Source organism: Paenibacillus piscarius, assembly GCF_022234545.1.
Classification (GTDB): Bacteria; Bacillota; Bacilli; order Paenibacillales; family Paenibacillaceae; genus Paenibacillus_AQ; species Paenibacillus_AQ piscarius.
The window spans coordinates 1-17,252 of sequence record NZ_JAIEUI010000035.1 but is presented as its reverse complement, the minus strand read 5'-3'; the positions used below and the strand labels follow the sequence as shown (position 1 = coordinate 17,252).

24 protein-coding genes and 3 pseudogenes are annotated in these 17,252 nt (G+C 46.4%); 10 read left to right on the top strand and 17 right to left on the bottom strand.

Annotation, left to right across the window (positions count from 1 at the left end; all coding sequences use genetic code 11):
* Window positions 1-109 precede the first annotated feature (109 nt).
* Window positions 110-568 (bottom strand): WGxxGxxG family protein, encoded by a 459-nt coding sequence (locus K1558_RS31410; protein ID WP_238655904.1) that lies wholly within the window; start codon window positions 566-568, stop codon window positions 110-112.
* A 78-nt stretch (window positions 569-646) separates the two neighbouring features.
* Window positions 647-1,333, bottom strand: coding sequence for a M15 family metallopeptidase (locus K1558_RS31405; protein ID WP_238655903.1), 687 nt, complete (start codon window positions 1,331-1,333; stop codon window positions 647-649).
* Between the two features lie 202 nt (window positions 1,334-1,535).
* Here K1558_RS31405 and K1558_RS31400 point away from each other — a divergent pair, with 202 nt between their 5' ends.
* Window positions 1,536-1,691 (top strand): hypothetical protein, encoded by a 156-nt coding sequence (locus K1558_RS31400; RefSeq protein WP_238655902.1) that lies wholly within the window; start codon window positions 1,536-1,538, stop codon window positions 1,689-1,691.
* Between the two features lie 45 nt (window positions 1,692-1,736).
* On the opposite strand, the gene K1558_RS31395 is transcribed toward K1558_RS31400, so the two are convergent.
* Together K1558_RS31395 and K1558_RS31390 are read right to left on the bottom strand one after the other, a co-directional pair.
* Complete coding sequence (locus K1558_RS31395) at window positions 1,737-2,069, bottom strand: YolD-like family protein (RefSeq protein WP_238655901.1); 333 nt, start codon at window positions 2,067-2,069, stop codon at window positions 1,737-1,739.
* Between the two features lie 209 nt (window positions 2,070-2,278).
* Window positions 2,279-2,878, bottom strand: coding sequence for a hypothetical protein (locus K1558_RS31390; RefSeq protein ID WP_238655900.1), 600 nt, complete (start codon window positions 2,876-2,878; stop codon window positions 2,279-2,281).
* Between the two features lie 198 nt (window positions 2,879-3,076).
* On the opposite strand from K1558_RS31390, the gene K1558_RS31385 reads away from it, so the two are divergent.
* A complete protein-coding gene (locus tag K1558_RS31385; RefSeq protein ID WP_238655899.1) occupies window positions 3,077-3,571 on the top strand; it encodes a PH domain-containing protein in 495 nt (164 codons plus the stop codon).
* A 9-nt stretch (window positions 3,572-3,580) separates the two neighbouring features.
* Here the strand turns inward: K1558_RS31385 and K1558_RS31380 are convergent, their stop codons facing one another.
* Entirely contained in the window at window positions 3,581-5,059 is a 1,479-nt protein-coding gene (locus tag K1558_RS31380) for a glycosyl hydrolase (protein ID WP_238655898.1), read from the bottom strand.
* A 147-nt stretch (window positions 5,060-5,206) separates the two neighbouring features.
* Here K1558_RS31380 and K1558_RS31375 point away from each other — a divergent pair, with 147 nt between their 5' ends.
* Both K1558_RS31375 and K1558_RS31370 read left to right on the top strand, forming a co-directional pair.
* Window positions 5,207-5,647, top strand: coding sequence for a NucA/NucB deoxyribonuclease domain-containing protein (locus tag K1558_RS31375; protein ID WP_238655897.1), 441 nt, complete (start codon window positions 5,207-5,209; stop codon window positions 5,645-5,647).
* Window positions 5,648-5,761: 114 nt separating this feature from the next.
* Window positions 5,762-5,944: a hypothetical protein gene (locus K1558_RS31370; protein ID WP_238655896.1), complete on the top strand. Its 183-nt coding sequence runs from the start codon at window positions 5,762-5,764 to the stop codon at window positions 5,942-5,944.
* A gap of 48 nt (window positions 5,945-5,992) precedes the next feature.
* Here the strand turns inward: K1558_RS31370 and K1558_RS31365 are convergent, their stop codons facing one another.
* Window positions 5,993-6,148 (bottom strand): hypothetical protein, encoded by a 156-nt coding sequence (locus K1558_RS31365; RefSeq protein WP_155991357.1) that lies wholly within the window; start codon window positions 6,146-6,148, stop codon window positions 5,993-5,995.
* 167 nt (window positions 6,149-6,315) lie between these two features.
* Here K1558_RS31365 and K1558_RS31360 point away from each other — a divergent pair, with 167 nt between their 5' ends.
* The 3 genes from K1558_RS31360 (at window position 6,316) to K1558_RS31350 (ending at window position 7,422) form a co-directional block, all read left to right on the top strand.
* Window positions 6,316-6,492, top strand: coding sequence for a YjfB family protein (locus K1558_RS31360; RefSeq protein WP_238655894.1), 177 nt, complete (start codon window positions 6,316-6,318; stop codon window positions 6,490-6,492).
* Between the two features lie 150 nt (window positions 6,493-6,642).
* Window positions 6,643-7,167 carry an ImmA/IrrE family metallo-endopeptidase gene (locus tag K1558_RS31355; RefSeq protein ID WP_238655893.1) on the top strand — a complete coding sequence of 175 codons (525 nt, stop codon included), beginning with the start codon at window positions 6,643-6,645 and terminating at the stop codon, window positions 7,165-7,167.
* A 90-nt stretch (window positions 7,168-7,257) separates the two neighbouring features.
* Complete coding sequence (locus tag K1558_RS31350) at window positions 7,258-7,422, top strand: hypothetical protein (RefSeq protein ID WP_238655892.1); 165 nt, start codon at window positions 7,258-7,260, stop codon at window positions 7,420-7,422.
* A gap of 106 nt (window positions 7,423-7,528) precedes the next feature.
* Here K1558_RS31350 and K1558_RS31345 read toward each other — a convergent pair whose 3' ends face one another.
* Window positions 7,529-8,332 (bottom strand): undecaprenyl-diphosphate phosphatase, encoded by an 804-nt coding sequence (locus K1558_RS31345; RefSeq protein ID WP_238655891.1) that lies wholly within the window; start codon window positions 8,330-8,332, stop codon window positions 7,529-7,531.
* A 191-nt stretch (window positions 8,333-8,523) separates the two neighbouring features.
* Between K1558_RS31345 and K1558_RS31340 the strand changes: the two genes are divergently transcribed.
* On the top strand, window positions 8,524-8,727 hold the full coding sequence (locus K1558_RS31340) for a DUF6199 family natural product biosynthesis protein (RefSeq protein WP_238655890.1): 204 nt from the start codon (window positions 8,524-8,526) through the stop codon (window positions 8,725-8,727).
* Window positions 8,728-9,047: 320 nt separating this feature from the next.
* A complete protein-coding gene (locus K1558_RS31335) occupies window positions 9,048-9,407 on the top strand; it encodes a hypothetical protein (RefSeq protein WP_238655889.1) in 360 nt (119 codons plus the stop codon).
* A gap of 89 nt (window positions 9,408-9,496) precedes the next feature.
* On the opposite strand, the gene K1558_RS31330 is transcribed toward K1558_RS31335, so the two are convergent.
* From K1558_RS31330 to K1558_RS33245, 9 genes and pseudogenes are all read right to left on the bottom strand, one after another.
* Complete coding sequence (locus K1558_RS31330; protein ID WP_238655888.1) at window positions 9,497-9,775, bottom strand: hypothetical protein; 279 nt, start codon at window positions 9,773-9,775, stop codon at window positions 9,497-9,499.
* A gap of 84 nt (window positions 9,776-9,859) precedes the next feature.
* Window positions 9,860-10,315, bottom strand: a complete 456-nt coding sequence (locus tag K1558_RS31325; protein ID WP_238655887.1) for a DUF4362 domain-containing protein — start codon at window positions 10,313-10,315, stop codon at window positions 9,860-9,862.
* Between the two features lie 128 nt (window positions 10,316-10,443).
* A pseudogene (locus K1558_RS33250) lies at window positions 10,444-10,610 on the bottom strand (transposase); the annotation flags it as partial.
* A 316-nt stretch (window positions 10,611-10,926) separates the two neighbouring features.
* Window positions 10,927-11,217, bottom strand: a complete 291-nt coding sequence (locus tag K1558_RS31320; protein WP_238655886.1) for a type II toxin-antitoxin system HicB family antitoxin — start codon at window positions 11,215-11,217, stop codon at window positions 10,927-10,929.
* Between the two features lie 657 nt (window positions 11,218-11,874).
* Complete coding sequence (locus K1558_RS31315) at window positions 11,875-12,432, bottom strand: hypothetical protein (protein ID WP_238655885.1); 558 nt, start codon at window positions 12,430-12,432, stop codon at window positions 11,875-11,877.
* An 80-nt stretch (window positions 12,433-12,512) separates the two neighbouring features.
* Window positions 12,513-13,079: a hypothetical protein gene (locus tag K1558_RS31310; protein WP_238655884.1), complete on the bottom strand. Its 567-nt coding sequence runs from the start codon at window positions 13,077-13,079 to the stop codon at window positions 12,513-12,515.
* Between the two features lie 317 nt (window positions 13,080-13,396).
* Entirely contained in the window at window positions 13,397-13,870 is a 474-nt protein-coding gene (gene tnpA / locus K1558_RS31305) for an IS200/IS605 family transposase (RefSeq protein WP_238655883.1), read from the bottom strand.
* A 163-nt stretch (window positions 13,871-14,033) separates the two neighbouring features.
* Window positions 14,034-14,564 (bottom strand): hypothetical protein, encoded by a 531-nt coding sequence (locus K1558_RS31300; RefSeq protein ID WP_238655882.1) that lies wholly within the window; start codon window positions 14,562-14,564, stop codon window positions 14,034-14,036.
* 503 nt (window positions 14,565-15,067) lie between these two features.
* Window positions 15,068-15,961 (bottom strand): annotated as a pseudogene (locus K1558_RS33245) (IS4 family transposase); the annotation flags it as partial.
* 162 nt (window positions 15,962-16,123) lie between these two features.
* Here K1558_RS33245 and K1558_RS31285 point away from each other — a divergent pair.
* Window positions 16,124-16,345 (top strand): annotated as a pseudogene (locus tag K1558_RS31285) (hypothetical protein); the annotation flags it as partial.
* Between the two features lie 515 nt (window positions 16,346-16,860).
* Here K1558_RS31285 and K1558_RS31280 read toward each other — a convergent pair.
* A complete protein-coding gene (locus tag K1558_RS31280; protein WP_238655879.1) occupies window positions 16,861-17,178 on the bottom strand; it encodes a hypothetical protein in 318 nt (105 codons plus the stop codon).
* Between the last annotated feature and the right edge of the window lie 74 nt (window positions 17,179-17,252).

Here is a 17,252-nt window from a genome sequence, read left to right as displayed (position 1 = left end):
ATAACACGTATCCTTAGGATACGCAATCAGTTTTCACATATTTAATGACGGCAACAAAAGCCCGCCCAGCCGAAGCTGATGCGGGCCTTGTCTCTACTCAATCCCCCAACTAATGCCGGTCACGCTCACCGGTTCTGCTGCGCATGCCAGCCAGGCCGAGGAGACCGAGCAGACCGAGCCAGCCCCAGTTGGAGCGGTTGTTGGTGGTGTTGGCTGTGGTGGTGCTCTGTGCCCGGTAGCGGCCCGTGTTGTTGTTGTTGGACAACGGGGAGACGGAGCTGTTGTCGCCGGTGCGGACTTTGTCGCGCATGATATTTTCGGTCTTATGCATCGAATCACGGGTCTCATTCATCAGCGTGTTGCCCCGACTGTCCATCATGCGGTTATCCATATTGCCCATGTTCCCCATACGTCCGTCTGTGGTGGTATTCATGCCTGGTGCGGAAGTACTCATAACGCCCGGAGTCGTAGTCGTCATTCCGCCTGGTGCTGCGGAGATGTCACTGGCTCCGAGCAGGCTCATGGACAGGACGGTTCCGCAGGCAAACGTTGTGATCAGCTTGTTCAAAAGGTTGTGCCCCCTTCATAGATGGTTGTTTTCTCGCTGATAATTTCCCCATCCGGGACACGGTCTATACAGAGAACTTTATTCCTTCACAATATTCACAGTCTTGGTACGCGGGTCATACGCCACCTGAGCTCCAAGCGCTTCGGCTATGGCCCGCACCGGGGCATAGGTTGTATCGTTATCCATGAGTCCGGTGGTCAGCTTGCGGCCGTTCAGTGTGATATTCACCGGGGTATCCTTGTTCACGTCTGGCTCACCTCCGTTTATTATGCTCAGCGCTGTTTTCACCTGCTGGGCGGTCGGCTTCTTGCCGGCGCGCAGCTCCGAAGTGGTCAGTCCGAAGCTCATCTGCAGATGCGAGTAATCCTTGAACGAGGTCCAGTCCCCGCCCCATTCGAAGCCAAGCTTCTTCCCCTCCTGGGCGACCTCCTGCCAGTCCGCAACCTTGTCGCCGTCCCCGTCACGGTTCATATCCCAGGATACGTTCCGGCCGTCCGGCAGGAGCAGGGCGAAGTCAATCGCGAGGCCGTAATTATGATAGCTGCTTCCGCCGCGTACATTCGTCACGATATTCCCCTTCTTCGTTCTCCCTTGTGCATACAGCGCATTCTGCTCCGCTATGGTACGCATTCCCTGCGTAATAATGATCGGGACGCCACGGTTATAGCTTCGTCTGATCAGCTCGTTGGCCCCTGCCAGCACAGCCGGATGCAGATTGCTAAGCCTTCCGGCCGACTTGCTCTTCACTTGCTCAAACGTCAGCATATACTCACCCCCTGGTATAGTATATGCACGTTTGGCCGGACGGCTTGCTCCAATTTTCCCGGACAACCACCCATTTTCCTGATAAAAGCGTAGGATTCGACGAATTCTGTCCGCCGCTTCCTGATAAATTCCGGCTTCTTCGGCCAAAATAAGCCTATTGACCAGCTGTAACCCTTAAACCCTACAGAAAGGCGGAATGAATATGGACATCCACAGCAACAGCTACCGGATCGCTGCGTTTGACAACCGGGAGGAGGTCATCGAGGTCATCCGCGAGGCTGAATCCGCGATTGCCAAGATGACCGGAATCCCGGAGGTCACACTGATTGCATATGAGAAGACGGATAGCGGGGAGTAGCCGGAGCTCTTTTCTCAAACCGCATAGTACTTGATCCGGTCCTTGTTAGACAATGTAGGCCTCGAGCACATCATCTACCAGCAGCCACTTCCATTCTTCCGCCCACTGCAGCTTGAATTCACGCGAGTGGGTGTGAATGGAGGTGACGAATCCGCTTAAGCGCCTCCGCTCCAGTGGGTCATATAATTCAACGGTTACCCGCACATGACTGCGCAGCGACAAGGCCAGCGTATGCTCAATCTCCTCCACCTTCTGCTCATCCAGCACCGGCCTCAAGCTGCGCCACGTCTCCCGTTCCACTCTCCCCGGCTGCTCCATATACGCCGAAATGATCCGTCTGCGCTCCGCCAAGCCGTTATCCTCCAGCTTCTTGCCCATCGCGGTTCCTCCTGTCTGATATTTAGCTTACTCTCAATACAGAACATATGTTTGTATTATAGCTGTGGCCCGGCCGCTTAGGCAAGCAGAAATTAATGTCATCCCGGAGAGCTATGAGGAGCAGCACCATAACCTCTGCACAGCAAAAAGACGCCTACAGTTCAGCTGTGAAGCGCCTTAATATCATTTATTCCATTAAACAGTTCTCTCTAGTCTGCAGTACTTCCGGTACTCTCAGTATCCGTCTTGGCGTCTGCATCCGATACGGTTCCCACACTAGTCTGCAGGCCGTCCTCTGACGTAATCAGTCCCACTTCGAGTCTGGCTTCGTTCAGCTTGGAGATGCCGTACAGCATCGCTACGTCCGCCTGCTGGTTCATGGCATTGAATTCCTCAGGGGTCACATCGGGTGATACGGCGCTCTTGGAGGCTTGCTCCTTAAGGTCATAAGCACTCTTGAAGGCAATGAAGGATTCTCTCAGCAATGTCTCTACGGTGTCCGGCAGGCCCTTCGAAATCTTGACCTCGCTCACCTGATCCGATATCTTGGAAGCCGTATTCTGGAATTGATCTACAGCCTTCTGCAGCTCCTTGCCGGTGGCTTGTCCGGTGGAATAAGAGGTTAGTGTCGCATTGAAGTTTTCCAGCGAGGTTTTACCCATTTCGTCAAATCTGGTCATTTCATTGTAAAAGTTAAGTACCGTGTCCTGCACCTCTTCCGGGGAAGCCGGTTCAGCACTGTTATTGCCGCAGGCGCTAAGGATCATAACAACGAATAATACGCCTGCCAGTAAAGCTTGTCTCATCATTTTCATATCCCTCCACTTAACAGAATAATCGCGATTAGATTTAAGCGCAAATGAAATTATTGTAAAAGGAAAGGAAATGAAACATCTTCTTGCGTTGAAGCGTATTCAATGAATAGAAATCCAGCCGGAACCCTTGGTGACTGGGGATTTTCGTTATATTATAATGAATCTATCTGTCAGATGAGAGGAAGCGATCCTATGCCTTATTGCACAGCCTGTGGTACAGAATACAAGCAAGGTGCCAAGTTCTGCGGAGAATGCGGAGCGGACACGGGGGATCATGCGGCGGGCGGGTCACAGCGTCCGGTTACAAGCCGGGGCCGAGGCTCCCAGCCGGAAACTGAGCTGTGGCAGGGCAAGCCTGCCGGCATCTCCGACCGTCTCAAGGGGCTGATCGGACTGAATACGACGAGGTACACGATTACCTCCCAGCGGATCAAGGTGAGAAGCGGTCTGATCGGTAAGGATGCCGAAGAAATCGAGCTGCTGCGTGTCAACGATTTCTCCGTCACCCAGTCCATTATGCAGCGTATTCTGGGTATAGGGACGCTTATTATTTTGTCGGATGATACTTCATCTCCTCAGCTTCCCTTCTATAGAATTCGTAAGGCTCATGAGGTTAAGGATATCCTGCGCCAGGCTGTCCGCGACGAGAAGGTCGCCAACAACATCAGCTACCGCGAACAGATCTGATCCCTCTACTTATCCAGGGAGGTATAGAGCCTCCGGCGGAATTACGCTTCTGCCCTGGCTCTGGCTCTCCCACATCAGCACCGCCCGCGCATCTCCCTGGTTCTCATAGTACTCCACCTTCAGCTCATGCAGCTTCCCCGCAATCAGTTCCGCCGTGCCTTTCCGTTCCTGTCCGCTCTGCTTAATCCAGCTGTCAATGACCAGCTTCCCGTCAATCCATATCCGGATGCCGTCATCCGAATAGGAGTAGATCGTATACGTCTCGCTGAACGCTGCACTCAGCCTGCCGCTCCAGCGTACCGAGAACAGGTCTGCATTAATTCCCGGACCCGGCGAGGCCTGCCTCCAGGCGAAGTTAATGTTCGCATCCGTCCGGCTCAGTGCCGGCGTGCCGCTAAGCGTAATGTTATTGTAGTATTGCCCGTAGAGCCCCGGCTTCAGCACCACTCCTGCGGAGGCATCGAAGGCTGCGGCTTTGGCTGCATATTCATCCCTGGTGAGCACGAAGCTGTCGTTCATATAAGCCCGGATCGCCGCCTCCTTATTCTGCTCATACAGCAGCTTGCCCCAGGTTAACTGGTAGCTCCATTTATTCTGCGTACCTCTTAGTACCGAAGCCTGCGGAAGCTGTCCGTTCTCGCCAATGGCAATCAGCTTGCCGCGCCCCAGGTCCCACATGCTGTCATGATGGCTATCCTTGTAGTCCCCGTCATAGATATCCGCTGCCAGCACATCCACTCTGCCGCTGCCGGGATAATATTTCGCCGGGTCCTCACTATTCTTGTTCTTTGCATTAGGACTCCACACCCACAGCAGATTGTGCAGCTTATGATAGACGGTGAAGCGGTTGAACATGAGGTTCCAGAGGGTGACAAAAGACGACTTCTGCCCCCACCAAAACCAGCCGCCGTTCATCTCATGGTAAGGTCTCCAGAGGACGGGCACGCCGGCGTCCTGCAGTTTCCGGAGGAAGACAGCGACCTTATCCAGCTCTGCCAGCAAGGCCGTATTCTGCGTCGTCCCCGGGGTGATGTATGGGGTGAAATTGGCTTCGCTCAGGCTCATCGACACATTCGTCCAGGCCGGGGCCGTCCCCGGCAGATTGGCGTGGTAGGTCATCGCTACCATGCCTCCGGCTTTGTGCCAGCGGATGGCGCTGTCCGTCACACCCTGCCGCTGGCTTGCGATCTGCTTCTCCGTCTGATTACTGATCGGTCCCATCTCATAACCGTGAATCCCGGCATACGTGCCGGCCGTAGTCTTCAGCTTGTTATTCAGGTCATCCGGGCTCTCCAGGTAGTCATGCTGCCCGCTGATGATCCCCTGCCCCTGCAGCCAATATAGCGTCCCGAGCAGCTTCCGTGCCGGCTCAGCCAGCTCCGCATCTGCGGGAGCCATCTGTACTTTGCGAAAAGCCGCCTGCCACTGCACATCGCCAATCAGCCGGGAAGCGGCGTCCAGCAGGTCCCTCAGATTGCGTTCTTCCACATTTTCCACCATCCTTTACCATGTGTTTGTACATTTTATGACGAATTGTGGAATTTAAGCACGGCGAATGTCCCGCCATCCGGGCGGTTTCAATGCTATACTAATGGAAGCCGAAGGCTATATTACAACACTGTACAAGGAGCAGATATGAACAAGCGTAAATCCATCATCAGTCTCTTCCTCATTCTTCTCATCAGTCTGGCCGCTTACTGGTTCGGAGAGGACGGCCAGTGGCCCCCGCAGCAGCCTTCATCGGGTAAGTCCGAGGTCGTGAAGCTGGAATTCCCGGCAGAGCGGTTTCCGCAGACGGCCAAGCACATCAAGGAAGCGATCCGCAAGGGGCATTCGGCCGTATGCACGATTGACCGTAAGGAGGCCGAGCAGAACCGTAAGGAATCCCTGAAGGGCGTCCCCGTCAAAAAAGGCTACGACCGCGACGAATGGCCGATGGCCATGTGTGCAGAGGGCGGGAGCGGCGCAGATATCAAGTACATATCCCCCGGCGATAACCGCGGGGCAGGGAGCTGGGTAGGCAATCAGCTGGAGGACTTCGCTGACGGCACCCGGGTAGAGTTCATGTTCAAATAGGCGACACGGCTTCATCCAGCTTGTACAGACCTTGCCCCTGTTATTTTATCCCTATTTCACTGGAATGAAGCGTACAATGAAAAGGGAGCTAATAACGAAGATGGAGAGCCGCGAGTGTTCTATATCTGTTACCGGGGCAGACGGCTGTACGGTCCGATGTCCGAGGCGGAAGCCTTACAGGAATGGTTCTCGCTCGCCGGAACAATCAAAGAACTCTATATCGTCGAAATCGATGCAGCTACAGGCAGAACCAAACGCCAGATCGGGCCGGCGGTCCGCAAAAAAAAGAAAAAATAGCCCTGGCCGGCACGGGGCCGGACAGGGCTGGGCTTGCTGCAGGTCATTCTAGAACAGGCAAGCTTTGGTGATAATAACCAGCAGGATGAACAATACCAGAATAGCACCTGTGGAAGTCCAAGGGCTAACCACCGGAACGATTGGAGGTCCCTGATTCACACCGCCAACGTTATTTCCACAACCGCAACCATATTCTGCTCCCATCATTAATTCCTCCTCTTGAATATTGAATACAGCACAGAATATGTGAATTTCCGCCCCGGCGCATGGGCCTTACGGCAAAGAAATCACATTCACCTAACGGACAGGCGGCCAGCGGCCGATATAAGAGAGGAAAGACCAAGTTCCAATCCCTGATGGAGGTTGCTGTTATGGATATTGCCGCATTATCCGTGGTCATGAGCCAGTCTGCCTTACAGCAGGCCGCAGGGCTGCAGGTTATGAGTCTTGCCAAGGAGCAGGCGCAGAGCGGGGCCCAGAGTATGGTCCAGATGCTGAGCCAGGCCCCGCACCCCAGCTTGGGAAAAACACTTGATATTCGAGTGTAATTCCTTTATGCTTACATACATAGGAACACCCGTTCCATTCAGCCGCCGCTTGGAGGCGGATTGCTTAGCCCTTTCGGGCTTTTCTTTTGGCCAATAATACGAACATACGATCTTATATCGAGGTGATTGATGATGCAAGGTTATTATCAGATGACAGCATTGGAGCAATGGACAGAGGACCTCTATCAGCGGATTGGAGTCCGTCAGCCGTCCGACATCTCCATCAGTTACATAGCAGAACGGCTGAATATCTGGGTGCATTACCTGGATGTCCGAAGCAAGGCGGTAGAAGCTGCGGCCGGAATGTACAGTGTGTATATCGACAACCGTCTGCCTCCTGAGCTTCAGCGGCTGGAATTCCTCCATGAGCTCTGCCATCTGCTGCGCCATGCCGGGAAGTCGACCCTGATGCCAGCACAGTTCACGCAAGCGCAGAAGGATGAATCCGAGCGGTTTATTCTGTACGCCTCCATGCCCTATTCAATGATCTCTAAGGGTAGCTTGCCTGAGCTGCGCGATGATGCCGTTGCCGTGCTCGCTGTAACCTTCCAGGTCCCGGTTCCGCTGGCGGTGCAGCGGATTGACCAGATCCAGCGGCGGATTTTTCAGGGGCAGCTGATGGCCGTCATGGAGCGCAGCGAAGACAGAAATATCATCCATAGACATATTCGCTAAGCGATGCGGGGATAATACGGGATAGAGATACAGACCAGTAAGCACCTCTATACATGGTGAGATTCTACTGTAAAGGGGATCAAGATCGACATGGACGCCTTGCAGGTCATTGAATTACTGCTGACTCATCCTGATTATAGTGTGGATGCGGTGCATCCTGAAATCCCGGACTTCGTGGGTATTGAGACGATTGAGGTGGATCACGGAACCAAGACCTTCTCCATCCTGCTTCAGGAGCCCAAGGAATACGGCTGAGCTGTCGCCTTAGCGGCCTGTGCACAAGTGACCCCGCCGGAGATCCGGCAGGGTTAAGCTTGTGGACTAAGGATTCATTTCGTGGATTCAATAGATTTCGTGGGCATTATAGGATGACAATTACATAGAATAGTGCGGCTATGACGAAGCGGTAGAGCGCGAACCATTCCAGGCGCAGCCGTTTGATCAGCTTAATGAATGTTACCACCTCAATCAGTGCCACTACAAAGGATGTCACGAAGCCGATCAGCATCAGTGTCAGCGCATCCGAGTTCAGCAGATCCCAGCTGTCGTACAGATCCAGTAGACTCGCACCGAACATGACGGGCACGGAGATCAGGAAGGTGAAGTCAGCCGCGGCCTTCTGGCTGGTGCCCAGCAGCAGACCGCCTGAGATGGTCGAGCCGGAGCGCGAGAACCCGGGCCACAGGGCCAGGCATTGGAATAACCCGATCCCGAAGGCTTGTTTATAATTCAGATGGTCTACGGTATCTGCCGTCTTGGTTCCTCTGCTGCGTGCCGCGAAGATCATCAGGATGGCGCCAGCCACCAGCCCGATCAGAACCGGCTCAGGCCCGAACAAGTGAGTCTTGATCATGTCCTTGAAGAACAGATACACAATTAATGCCGGAATCATGGCCAGGAACATATGTATGGCGTTCAGGCCCTTGCTTTTCGCGAAGTCCATCTTCAGCATATTGACACCAATATGGAGATACTTCTTCCAATACAGCAGGAGCACCGCCAGTACGGCCCCGAGCTGTATCACAATCTTGAAGGTTACCGCCGTATCCCCCTCGAACTTCAGCAGATCCCCGGCCAGCACCAGATGTCCGGTAGACGAGACCGGCAGGAATTCAGTCAGTCCCTCTATAATCCCTAATATTATAGCTTTGATTGCATCAGTCACTGGTGGATAGTCCCCTTTCTGAAATAGATCAACTATTTACAGTATAAGAGGCAGGCTTGGAATCCCCCATCGAATCGCCTAACAATCCGGGAGCAGGGTATGACAGAAATGTCACTTGGCGGGGGAAGTTCCTGTTTTGTGCAACCTCTTCCACCCGGAGTGCGTACATGGATAAAGGAGTTGGTAACACTATGGCTGTTCTGTTTATTATATTAGTTGTAATCATAGCGGTCCTGAATATCTTCTTCCCGGCCCTGGGCTGGCATCTGCGGTATGGCTGGATGGTCCAAGGCGACTCCGAGCCCAGCGATGCTTATCTTCTGATGAGCCGGATTACCAGCGTGGTCGTTCTTATATTTTTTCTCTTGTACTTTTTGCCTTCGATGTTAGGGTAATAAGTATTGGGTGAAATTGGGGAGAGTTGACTCTAGCTAGAATATTCAAGTTGCACATTCGGGCCATAAAATGGCCCATTTTTCATGTATAAAAATCTTTTCTAAACTAAGGGTAAATATAATTTTATCAATTAATATTCCTATTAAAGTCCTAGGACATATTAATCAATTACTAATTTATTTTACAATACGACATTTTTCTCCAATATATAACATTATTTTTCTACAAAAACCATACTTTTTACTTACATACATATAAATCCAATTAATTTATTATTATTTATGAAAAACAAAAAACTTAATTATGGAGGTATGGCAGTATGAAAAAGAAAATTTTAGTTGGTCTCTTAACTGTTTCAGCTTGTTTCGCTCTAGGCTCTACATCATTTGCAGCAACTGCACCAACCAAGGCTCCTGATCTATCCTCAGTAGCTACTGTAAGCAAAGCTACTGCACAAGACGTTAATGCTAAGGCTAGTTTTGAACAAATTATTGTCCATATGAATTCAGGATATTGGAAGTATCTCCCAGGAACACTCGAGCTAATCTTTAATGATGGAGCTATTGTATTGTATGAAGATGGATGGGTTCAGGCTGTTCAATACGGAGCTTCAACTATATTTTCATATGATGAATTCGGAAACATAACAGCTTATACTATTCTGGTAGATAGAAATTAAATGAATTCCGCTTAGTTGCAGTTTACGTAAAGACGGGTAACTAATAAGAAAAGAAGCCACCAGCGCTTCCCTGCCGGCGGCTTCTTTTCTTATTTTCTTTTAAAGTTCTTATTCCAGTCTAAAGCCATTTCCAGAAAGCTAACTTGTCTGCGCCAAGTGCTGCCAGTGGTCTCCCATTCCTTGACCGCCTGCGCATAAGGCGTGTAAAATCTCCAATCACTAATATTCCAGGAACAATAAATCTTGCGGTAGCAACTCCCAAACAGAATATCCTCAGTGTATCTCCGCACTGCCTTACTCGCTTGCCGTTTGCTCCAACGACCGCCGTACTCTTTACATACCGGTGATTTCTTCATACTTCTGCTCAACTTAGCTCTAACCTCCTTAAGGGAAGCTAGAGACCGTCCAATACTTTCATTGATTCACCCCTTACTAGGATTAAATATCCCATACTACAGCTCTTTCTTATCAATGCTAAACACTTTTAGCTTTTCATCCGGCTTGAATTCACTACAATTGCTAAGCAATATGTTGTAGAAGTCATTGGTTTCTTCCTTCTCGATTTTCTCACAAGAATAATTCATTCCTTTTGCTACACTCAATGCATCTCTGCTGTTGTCAACGCTCCAAGTGACGGTCTTACCCTCAATGGAGACATCATTAATTATATAGCCACTATCGATAGGCTGAGGAATTAGCATTAAGTAATCTGCTTTTCCAGCATTAAAATTATCAATAAACTGATCTATCCTTCTCAAGTCAGTGTTGTCAAAATCAAACAAAATAGAAAGCTGACTTGTCACGCTTGTTTTTTCATCTTTCTCGTATAAAGTCTTTATCAACAAAAACACCAATAAAATAACCAACAGACTATTTATCACTAAAATAATACGGTTGATTTTATTCATTGCACCTCTCCTTAAAGAATCTAGTTGCATTAATCACGAACCTATTTGGTCCAACGGGTGGCTTGATCTTGGGGCATACCCCCTTGTCAAACATGCTTTTCGAATATCATGAGCGAACTTTTCCCCTATAAATATCCCATGAATGTTGAGACCGCAATTTTCGGCGAAATCGCCACCGGCATGAACATGATCAACATTATGTCAACTTCTAGAATTTTCACCTCCTCATATTTACATAGACGTCTAAAAATTTCGAGTAATCTGTTCTCAATTAATTATAGATTTCTTTGCGTCTTCACTTCGGGATGATACTATGGGATTCATATTAACTCTGCAATATATATAAAGAAAGCATAGCATGTAATCCCATATATCGCCATAACAGGACATTTAGTGTAGAATAATAACTGATATCAACATAGCAAATCCCTCATCCGATGAGGATTATAGCAGGTGTCTAATGGATAATACACATGAAGAAAATGATTTTCAATTTCCATTAATGGCTATTTTCTTCAATACGTAGAGCTTCTTAACCGCATTTTGGAGCAGCAAGAAATAATTCAAACCAGCAGCATCACGCAGCCATTTTGGCAACATGCCATTCTTCGTTACGGACTTATTAGCCGCCGCATCTTTGTATGGAGGCCAAAACACATCAACGAAGATAACACGGTCTGTACTGTCCTCAAACTCAATAGCATCGGGGAAGAAGGCTTGGGGAAAGCTTCACCCTTTTCCTCCAGCTCCAGAAGTCGGAAAGCCAGTAATTCCTTTGCGCGCCAGATGCCGTCTTCTAAATCCTTTGGAATAATCGAGGTACCTGGAAAGTCAGGAAAATACATTCCGATGCCGCCGTCTTCCGCCTGCTCAACCACTACAAGACATACATGGGTATTCAAAATATCACGCTCCTTTAATGTAAAGAGGTAAGCAAAGGGGAGAGCCGGGGTTAAAACTCAACCCCGGAAGTCCGTTCTATTTCTAGTTCCGGGCATTTTGTCTTGGATACCGGAGGCGGTGAAGCGCCATGCTGGATGATACATCGCGCAAGCTCCTTCGAGTCATGTTCCAGTTCAACGGGCACTTTCGCCGGGTGCCTTCTCTAGATAAACTGTGACGTATGAGTGGACGGCGGCCCGCAGCAATCAATGCAGGTTTGCGGCGGACGCTACATTGAGTGGGATGACAAGCTGCCGGTTGAGAGTGCCATTGTGATAGAAGCGTGGGAAGGGATGTTCCGTTTATAACTCATACCGGAGTAGGCTCACACAAGTCACAGCAACCGCCATTGACTGGGAACATAAATTATTGGACTGACTATTAAGGGAAAGAAGCCATAGCGGAGAACGGGGATGACACAGCAAGCCGTTTCTTCATCCGAGCTAGAAGCAGTTACATAAAAAACGCCCCGCCAGAACAATCCGGCGGGGTATTTTTATAGTAAATATTTCCTAGTTTCAACTGATCGCTTAAGGAAGGGGAATTACATTTAAATCATGATCTAAGCTTAATCTGATAATATGAATTTGATCTTATCTGATAACTAATCACAGCATTTATTTATTTAATAATTCTAATCCCTCAAAAACATTTACTACTTTTTTAGCTGGGTAATCTACTTTTTCATAGAGAGTTAAAGTATATTCATTGGGGTTTTTTACAATCGATTCTATTTTATTTTTATTAATTTCTTTTTTTAAAGGAGCCTTAATATGAACTTGATATTCTGCATTATCATCGTCAATTAATTTTTCGCCTTCAGTAACTTCCGAGTTTGGCGACTCGAAATAATCGTTTAGCTTAACAGGAACTGTAGCAAAAAGATAGTATGAATGATTGCCATTTAAAATAAAATTTCTTGGGGTGGAATCTAATTTATAACTAACAGAAATAATTATAGAATTGTCAAACTCATTGTATGATAGTGCGAATTTGGTTACGACGAATGAATCTGCATCCGGAAAGTTTTTTCCGGTCAAAAACTCTTCTGATTGGCTAATAGTTGTAGGTGAAGCTTTCAAAGAAGTTTCTTTATTTATTGCTTGATCATTATTCGAACATGAAGAAATTATAATTGAAAATAATAATAAAGTAATTCGTTTTTTCAAACGCAAGAACTTCCACCCCTTAAAATAGATCTAAGAAGCCAGCCTACCTGTAATGGATAGGCTGACTTCTTAGTTTTTTCTTAATTTTATAATTTAGATACTAACACAGCATCAGAATATTCACGAGATGTATATTCTGCTGTAACGGATTTTTGTTGCACTACAACCCCAGATGTATTAGCAATTTCAATATAACCTATTGTTCTAACAACTTCTTCTCCAGCACTAAGGTCGTAAACACTTTTACCAGGAACATTCCAAGTAACAGAAGTACTTACAGTATAATCCAATCCAGCTTGTACCTCAACGGAAGTGTTGACCTTTGTTGCTATTATATTTAATTCGAATTCTCCACCTACAGTCAATTGTGCGTATTTTCTCATGGTAACTGTTCGGACAACCTGAGTAGTTACATCACCATAATTTGTACTTCGCATATTAAAATGAGAAAATTTAGTAGAAGTTGTTGACAAAGGCTGATAATATGTACCCGCTCCCGGATATTTAATTATTGCGAATGGCGATATTGCAGAAGACTCATTTTCCAGATAAGTTGCTTCCGTAACACTAGAACTTTGAGCTGAAGCTGAGGTGGCTGAGAAAGAAGATAATAATAAACCTACTAAAGATAATACTGTTAACGTTTTTTTCACAATAATCCTCCTAATATAATATGTATTCCATTTTTTTCTTTAAAATGGGATTGAAGTAATTGTATAATAAATAACCAAAATAAGGAATAGGTACTTCGAATTACAAAATTCTAGAATTAATATGCAAAAAATTTTTTTCCTGTAACTAATTGTCATTATTTGTCTTCTGGGCCTACAACCAGGACCACCCGTCCAACGGGTGGTTTGCTCTTGGGGTATAACCCTTGTTGCCAAACTGCGCCTAAAGACGCTAGCCTGACAGCAGTTCTGTTCAGGCTCAGTGTAATTTGTCTTTTTCACGGACCCATTAAACGGGCTTATTTCTTTTTGTTCCTTTTGTCGCTAAATGGATCTTCATACTCTTTTACACTCAACTTATCGATTGCCTGGTCATGTGCTTCTTGTTCAAGAATATATTTGGCTACGGTGGCCTCATTCAGACCTACTGTGCTTACATAGTAGCCTTCTGCCCAAAATTTCCGATTTCCGTATTTGTACTTGAGCTGAGCGTGTTTCTCGAAGATCATGAGCGAACTTTTTCCCTTTGCATATCCCATAAATGTGGAGACCGCTATTTTCGGTGGGATTGCTACCAACATGTGAACATGATCGGGCATCATGTGACCTTCTAGAATTTCGACTCCCTTATACTTACATAGACGTCTGAAAATTTCGATTAGTTCTTTCCTCACTTGATTATATATTTCTTTCCGTCTATATTTCGGGGTGAACACGATATGATATTTGCACATCCATTTCGTGTGAGCTAGGCTATAGCTCTTGTTTGCCATCTTTGACCATTCCTTTCGCTTGAGCCTGAACATCTCAATTCTATCGGAATGGTCTTAGTGGTCAAATCTCCGTTCCCTCCATCCGCATAGCGGGTGTTTTTTTGTTTCCCGCGTTTCTCGCGCTCAACTGGCTAAAGCCATAATAAAAAAGAGCCTATCGGCTCTAGATTTTTCTTAAACTCTTTAGCATTCTTGCATGATATTCCGGATCTTCTACCTCCACATCATAAATCACTTTTCTATCTACAAGTTCATCTAACCAACTGTAGTCATAATTATCCGTCCAGCTTATTAAAAACACTTTATTGTTAGTACGTTGTACAAGATCTTGAATAATTTCTTCCTTACTATTATTTTTGCACACTGAATCAATAGGATAAATAATTGAGAAATCAACAGCATAAGGAGTCTTCGTCCAAGATGTTGATTTTATAGAATCAACATATACCCTATGGGAACCAAATCCATAGCCGTGTCCTGTCTTATAAGTAGCTGTTGGATTTTCCAAAATGGTTCCAAAATTCCTCATACTGTTGGCTCTAAATAATACTGTGGAGGGAGAGGCCACTTCAGATAATACCTCCAAAACAAGACTATGCTTCTGATACTGATGAGTACCTGTGATTAAGATTACAGATTCATCGGAATTTAAAAATTCCCTTATTTCCTTTTCTGCATTTTGCCGTGTATTCATAAAATCACCTCATATAATACTTTCGACTATAGAGATAATTTTCCTTTTCTATTGGATTTGAGTTGAGTTGGTTTTTCATCTTCGATCAGCCGAAAACTCGGCAGGAGACGGAGAAGACCTGCCCGTCCTGCTCTTTTCTTCCCATCACTACACAAACACACGTTCCTTAGTACAATCCCTGAGAACGGCTTACAGAAGGTCATTTATATGCATAAAAAAAGCACCCGTTAAGGTGCTCTTCTCTCTTTCATTAATCTTCGTACCAGATAAATGCAACGTGACTATTTTGTTCTCTTTGGTACTGGATAGACTTCACCGTGACATTCTTATGTCCATGAAGCCATGAGTTTACAGTTGTTTGAAGACTCTGTATGGTTGCATGATGGATAATTCCGACGCTATTTTTCATTATTCTCACCTGCATAAGTCAACACTTCTTTGGTTGTATGGGAGGATCTTTCAGCGAAGGACGAATGTTATTCTGTTTTTTCTTCATGATCGTTATCTATATCCCAGCGTAAAGCGTAGATTTGAATGATTTCCGGTGCCGTCAGTGTGAGATCCGTCGATAGAATCGCGAGCCACTCGCTTTTCTTGGAGCGATGGCGAACAAAGACCACGACGACTGGAATCCCAAGAACAGTTCCGTATGAATCTGACGCAAAATAGTCCGTTGCTTCCCTTGCACTTGTGTAGCAGATCGGTAAAGACCATTGAGATCGACCTGCTTGCCATGAACAGATACAGCTTGTTGTCGTTTTTCACCATGCCAATGACATGAAGACCTCGCTGCACCACTCGCCCGATTAAGGGCGCATGAGTGAACCAGTTGTCCACGAGTACGTAAGTCGCAGGACCCCCCGAGGCGATGGCCCGGTTCAACAGTTCAGAAACCAGATGTGGGGCCGAAAGAAGAGCTTCCTTCCGGCGTTTGTACCCAGAGGATCGCTCCAAAGGGAGAAACGTATGGCCGTCCGACCAGCCTAAAGTCAGCATACGAAATCCCTTATAATAAGCACCGGTGCGTGATCCTTGAACCTAGCCAGAAGTTCTACGGCTTTGCTGCGATTTCGTTCAAACATGGAATCGTCGACGATGAACACGGAAGTTCGCGTGACGGAGGTCAAGGTTTCGACTCGCTGGACAGTGTCGCTGCTGAGTGAAGTCAAGAAACGCCGCCAAGCAAATTGGCTGTGATCCAGAAAGCGGTAGACGGCATCTTTGCCAGGAAACGTTTCACCTTTGGAACTTTCGAGCAGACGAAACCAGTTCTTCTGATGAAAAAGCAAGACAAAAACGAGCATAAACAGATGGGAACAGGTATAACCAAACGTCTTTTTGAATCCTGCTTTTCTCAAGTGCTTCAAAACACCGAGTTCCTGAAAAGCAGGTCTCATTTCAGGTGGGAGTTGATCTAGAGACCACTTTTATTTTATCAAGTAAGGGACACCTCTTCTGTGGTTTAGTGGATCTCGACAATCTCACTTTACCAAAGGAAGCGGTGTTTTCACCTTAACACCGGCTTGGGGTCAACTCAATTTTGACTCTACGTAAGTTGAGTCAAGAAAATCCGGTTCCACGATCAGCGCCATACACATGCTTCATTCCTTCTGGCCATTGGGATCAATCCAAAGGTGGCTGCCGAACGGCTGGGTATGACTCCGGCAATGTTCAACGAGAGGTACTCACATCTGCTCCCGTTCATGCAGGAAGAAGCAGTTGACAGAATTGAAAATGAACTCAAAAAATTCGCAGAAAAGCAGCTTGAACCTGTGGAATAAAAGTCTCCGTTAGCAAATCAGTTAGCAAGCTTAAAAATACGGCCTTTCTCGGCACGAGTATACTCACTCCTATGAGCCTACATACAGCAAAAAACCCTTACTAGGTAAGGGTTTAAGTGAAGTGGGCCCTACAGGACTCGAACCTGTGACCAATCGGTTATGAGCCGACCGCTCTAACCAACTGATATAGAGGAAAGGGTTAAACGCCTTACACTCTATTATTAAATCGTTGATTTTATTAGGGTTCGGGACTATAAGGTAAATTGAATTATAAAGAGTTCGTGACCAAATATGTGACCAATCAATCCTGGGGCAATCCAGGATTGATTCACTGTTCAGGAAACTCTAACCAATTGAGCTTGGGAAAAGGCTACAGAGTATGTAATTCAGTTTTCTTTTCCTAAAATCCTTTGTAATTTGTATTTATGCATTTAACTATGATTTAACTAGTTCGTTTACAAATTCGTTATGATCTTATGCTTATGAATTTCTATGTATTCAGCACAAAGACATTTTCAAAGCTTTATTTCAGAATTAAAGATAGGGACATCTAAATTGTATTTTTTTACAATCTCTTTCACCAAAGATACATACCAACTAGCTGCAAACGGACTAATATACACAGTCTCAATAAAATCATTTAGGTTTATGTCAATAAACAAATTTTCTTGTTCTTCTTTGAAAATAATCGCTCTTATTTCCTGTTCGTAGCTATAATGTTTTTTTTTGCAAACAAAATAATTTTTCTTTCCAAATGTATCATTATCTATCTTAGGTCTCTCAGGTAGAATTCTTATATTTTCATTATCATCTACATAATGTACTTTATACACATGCCCACCTCCCTCCTTATGATTCAGTTTTCTTACTCTAGCTCGCTAATTCGCAGGATTTCATTCGTTATGAA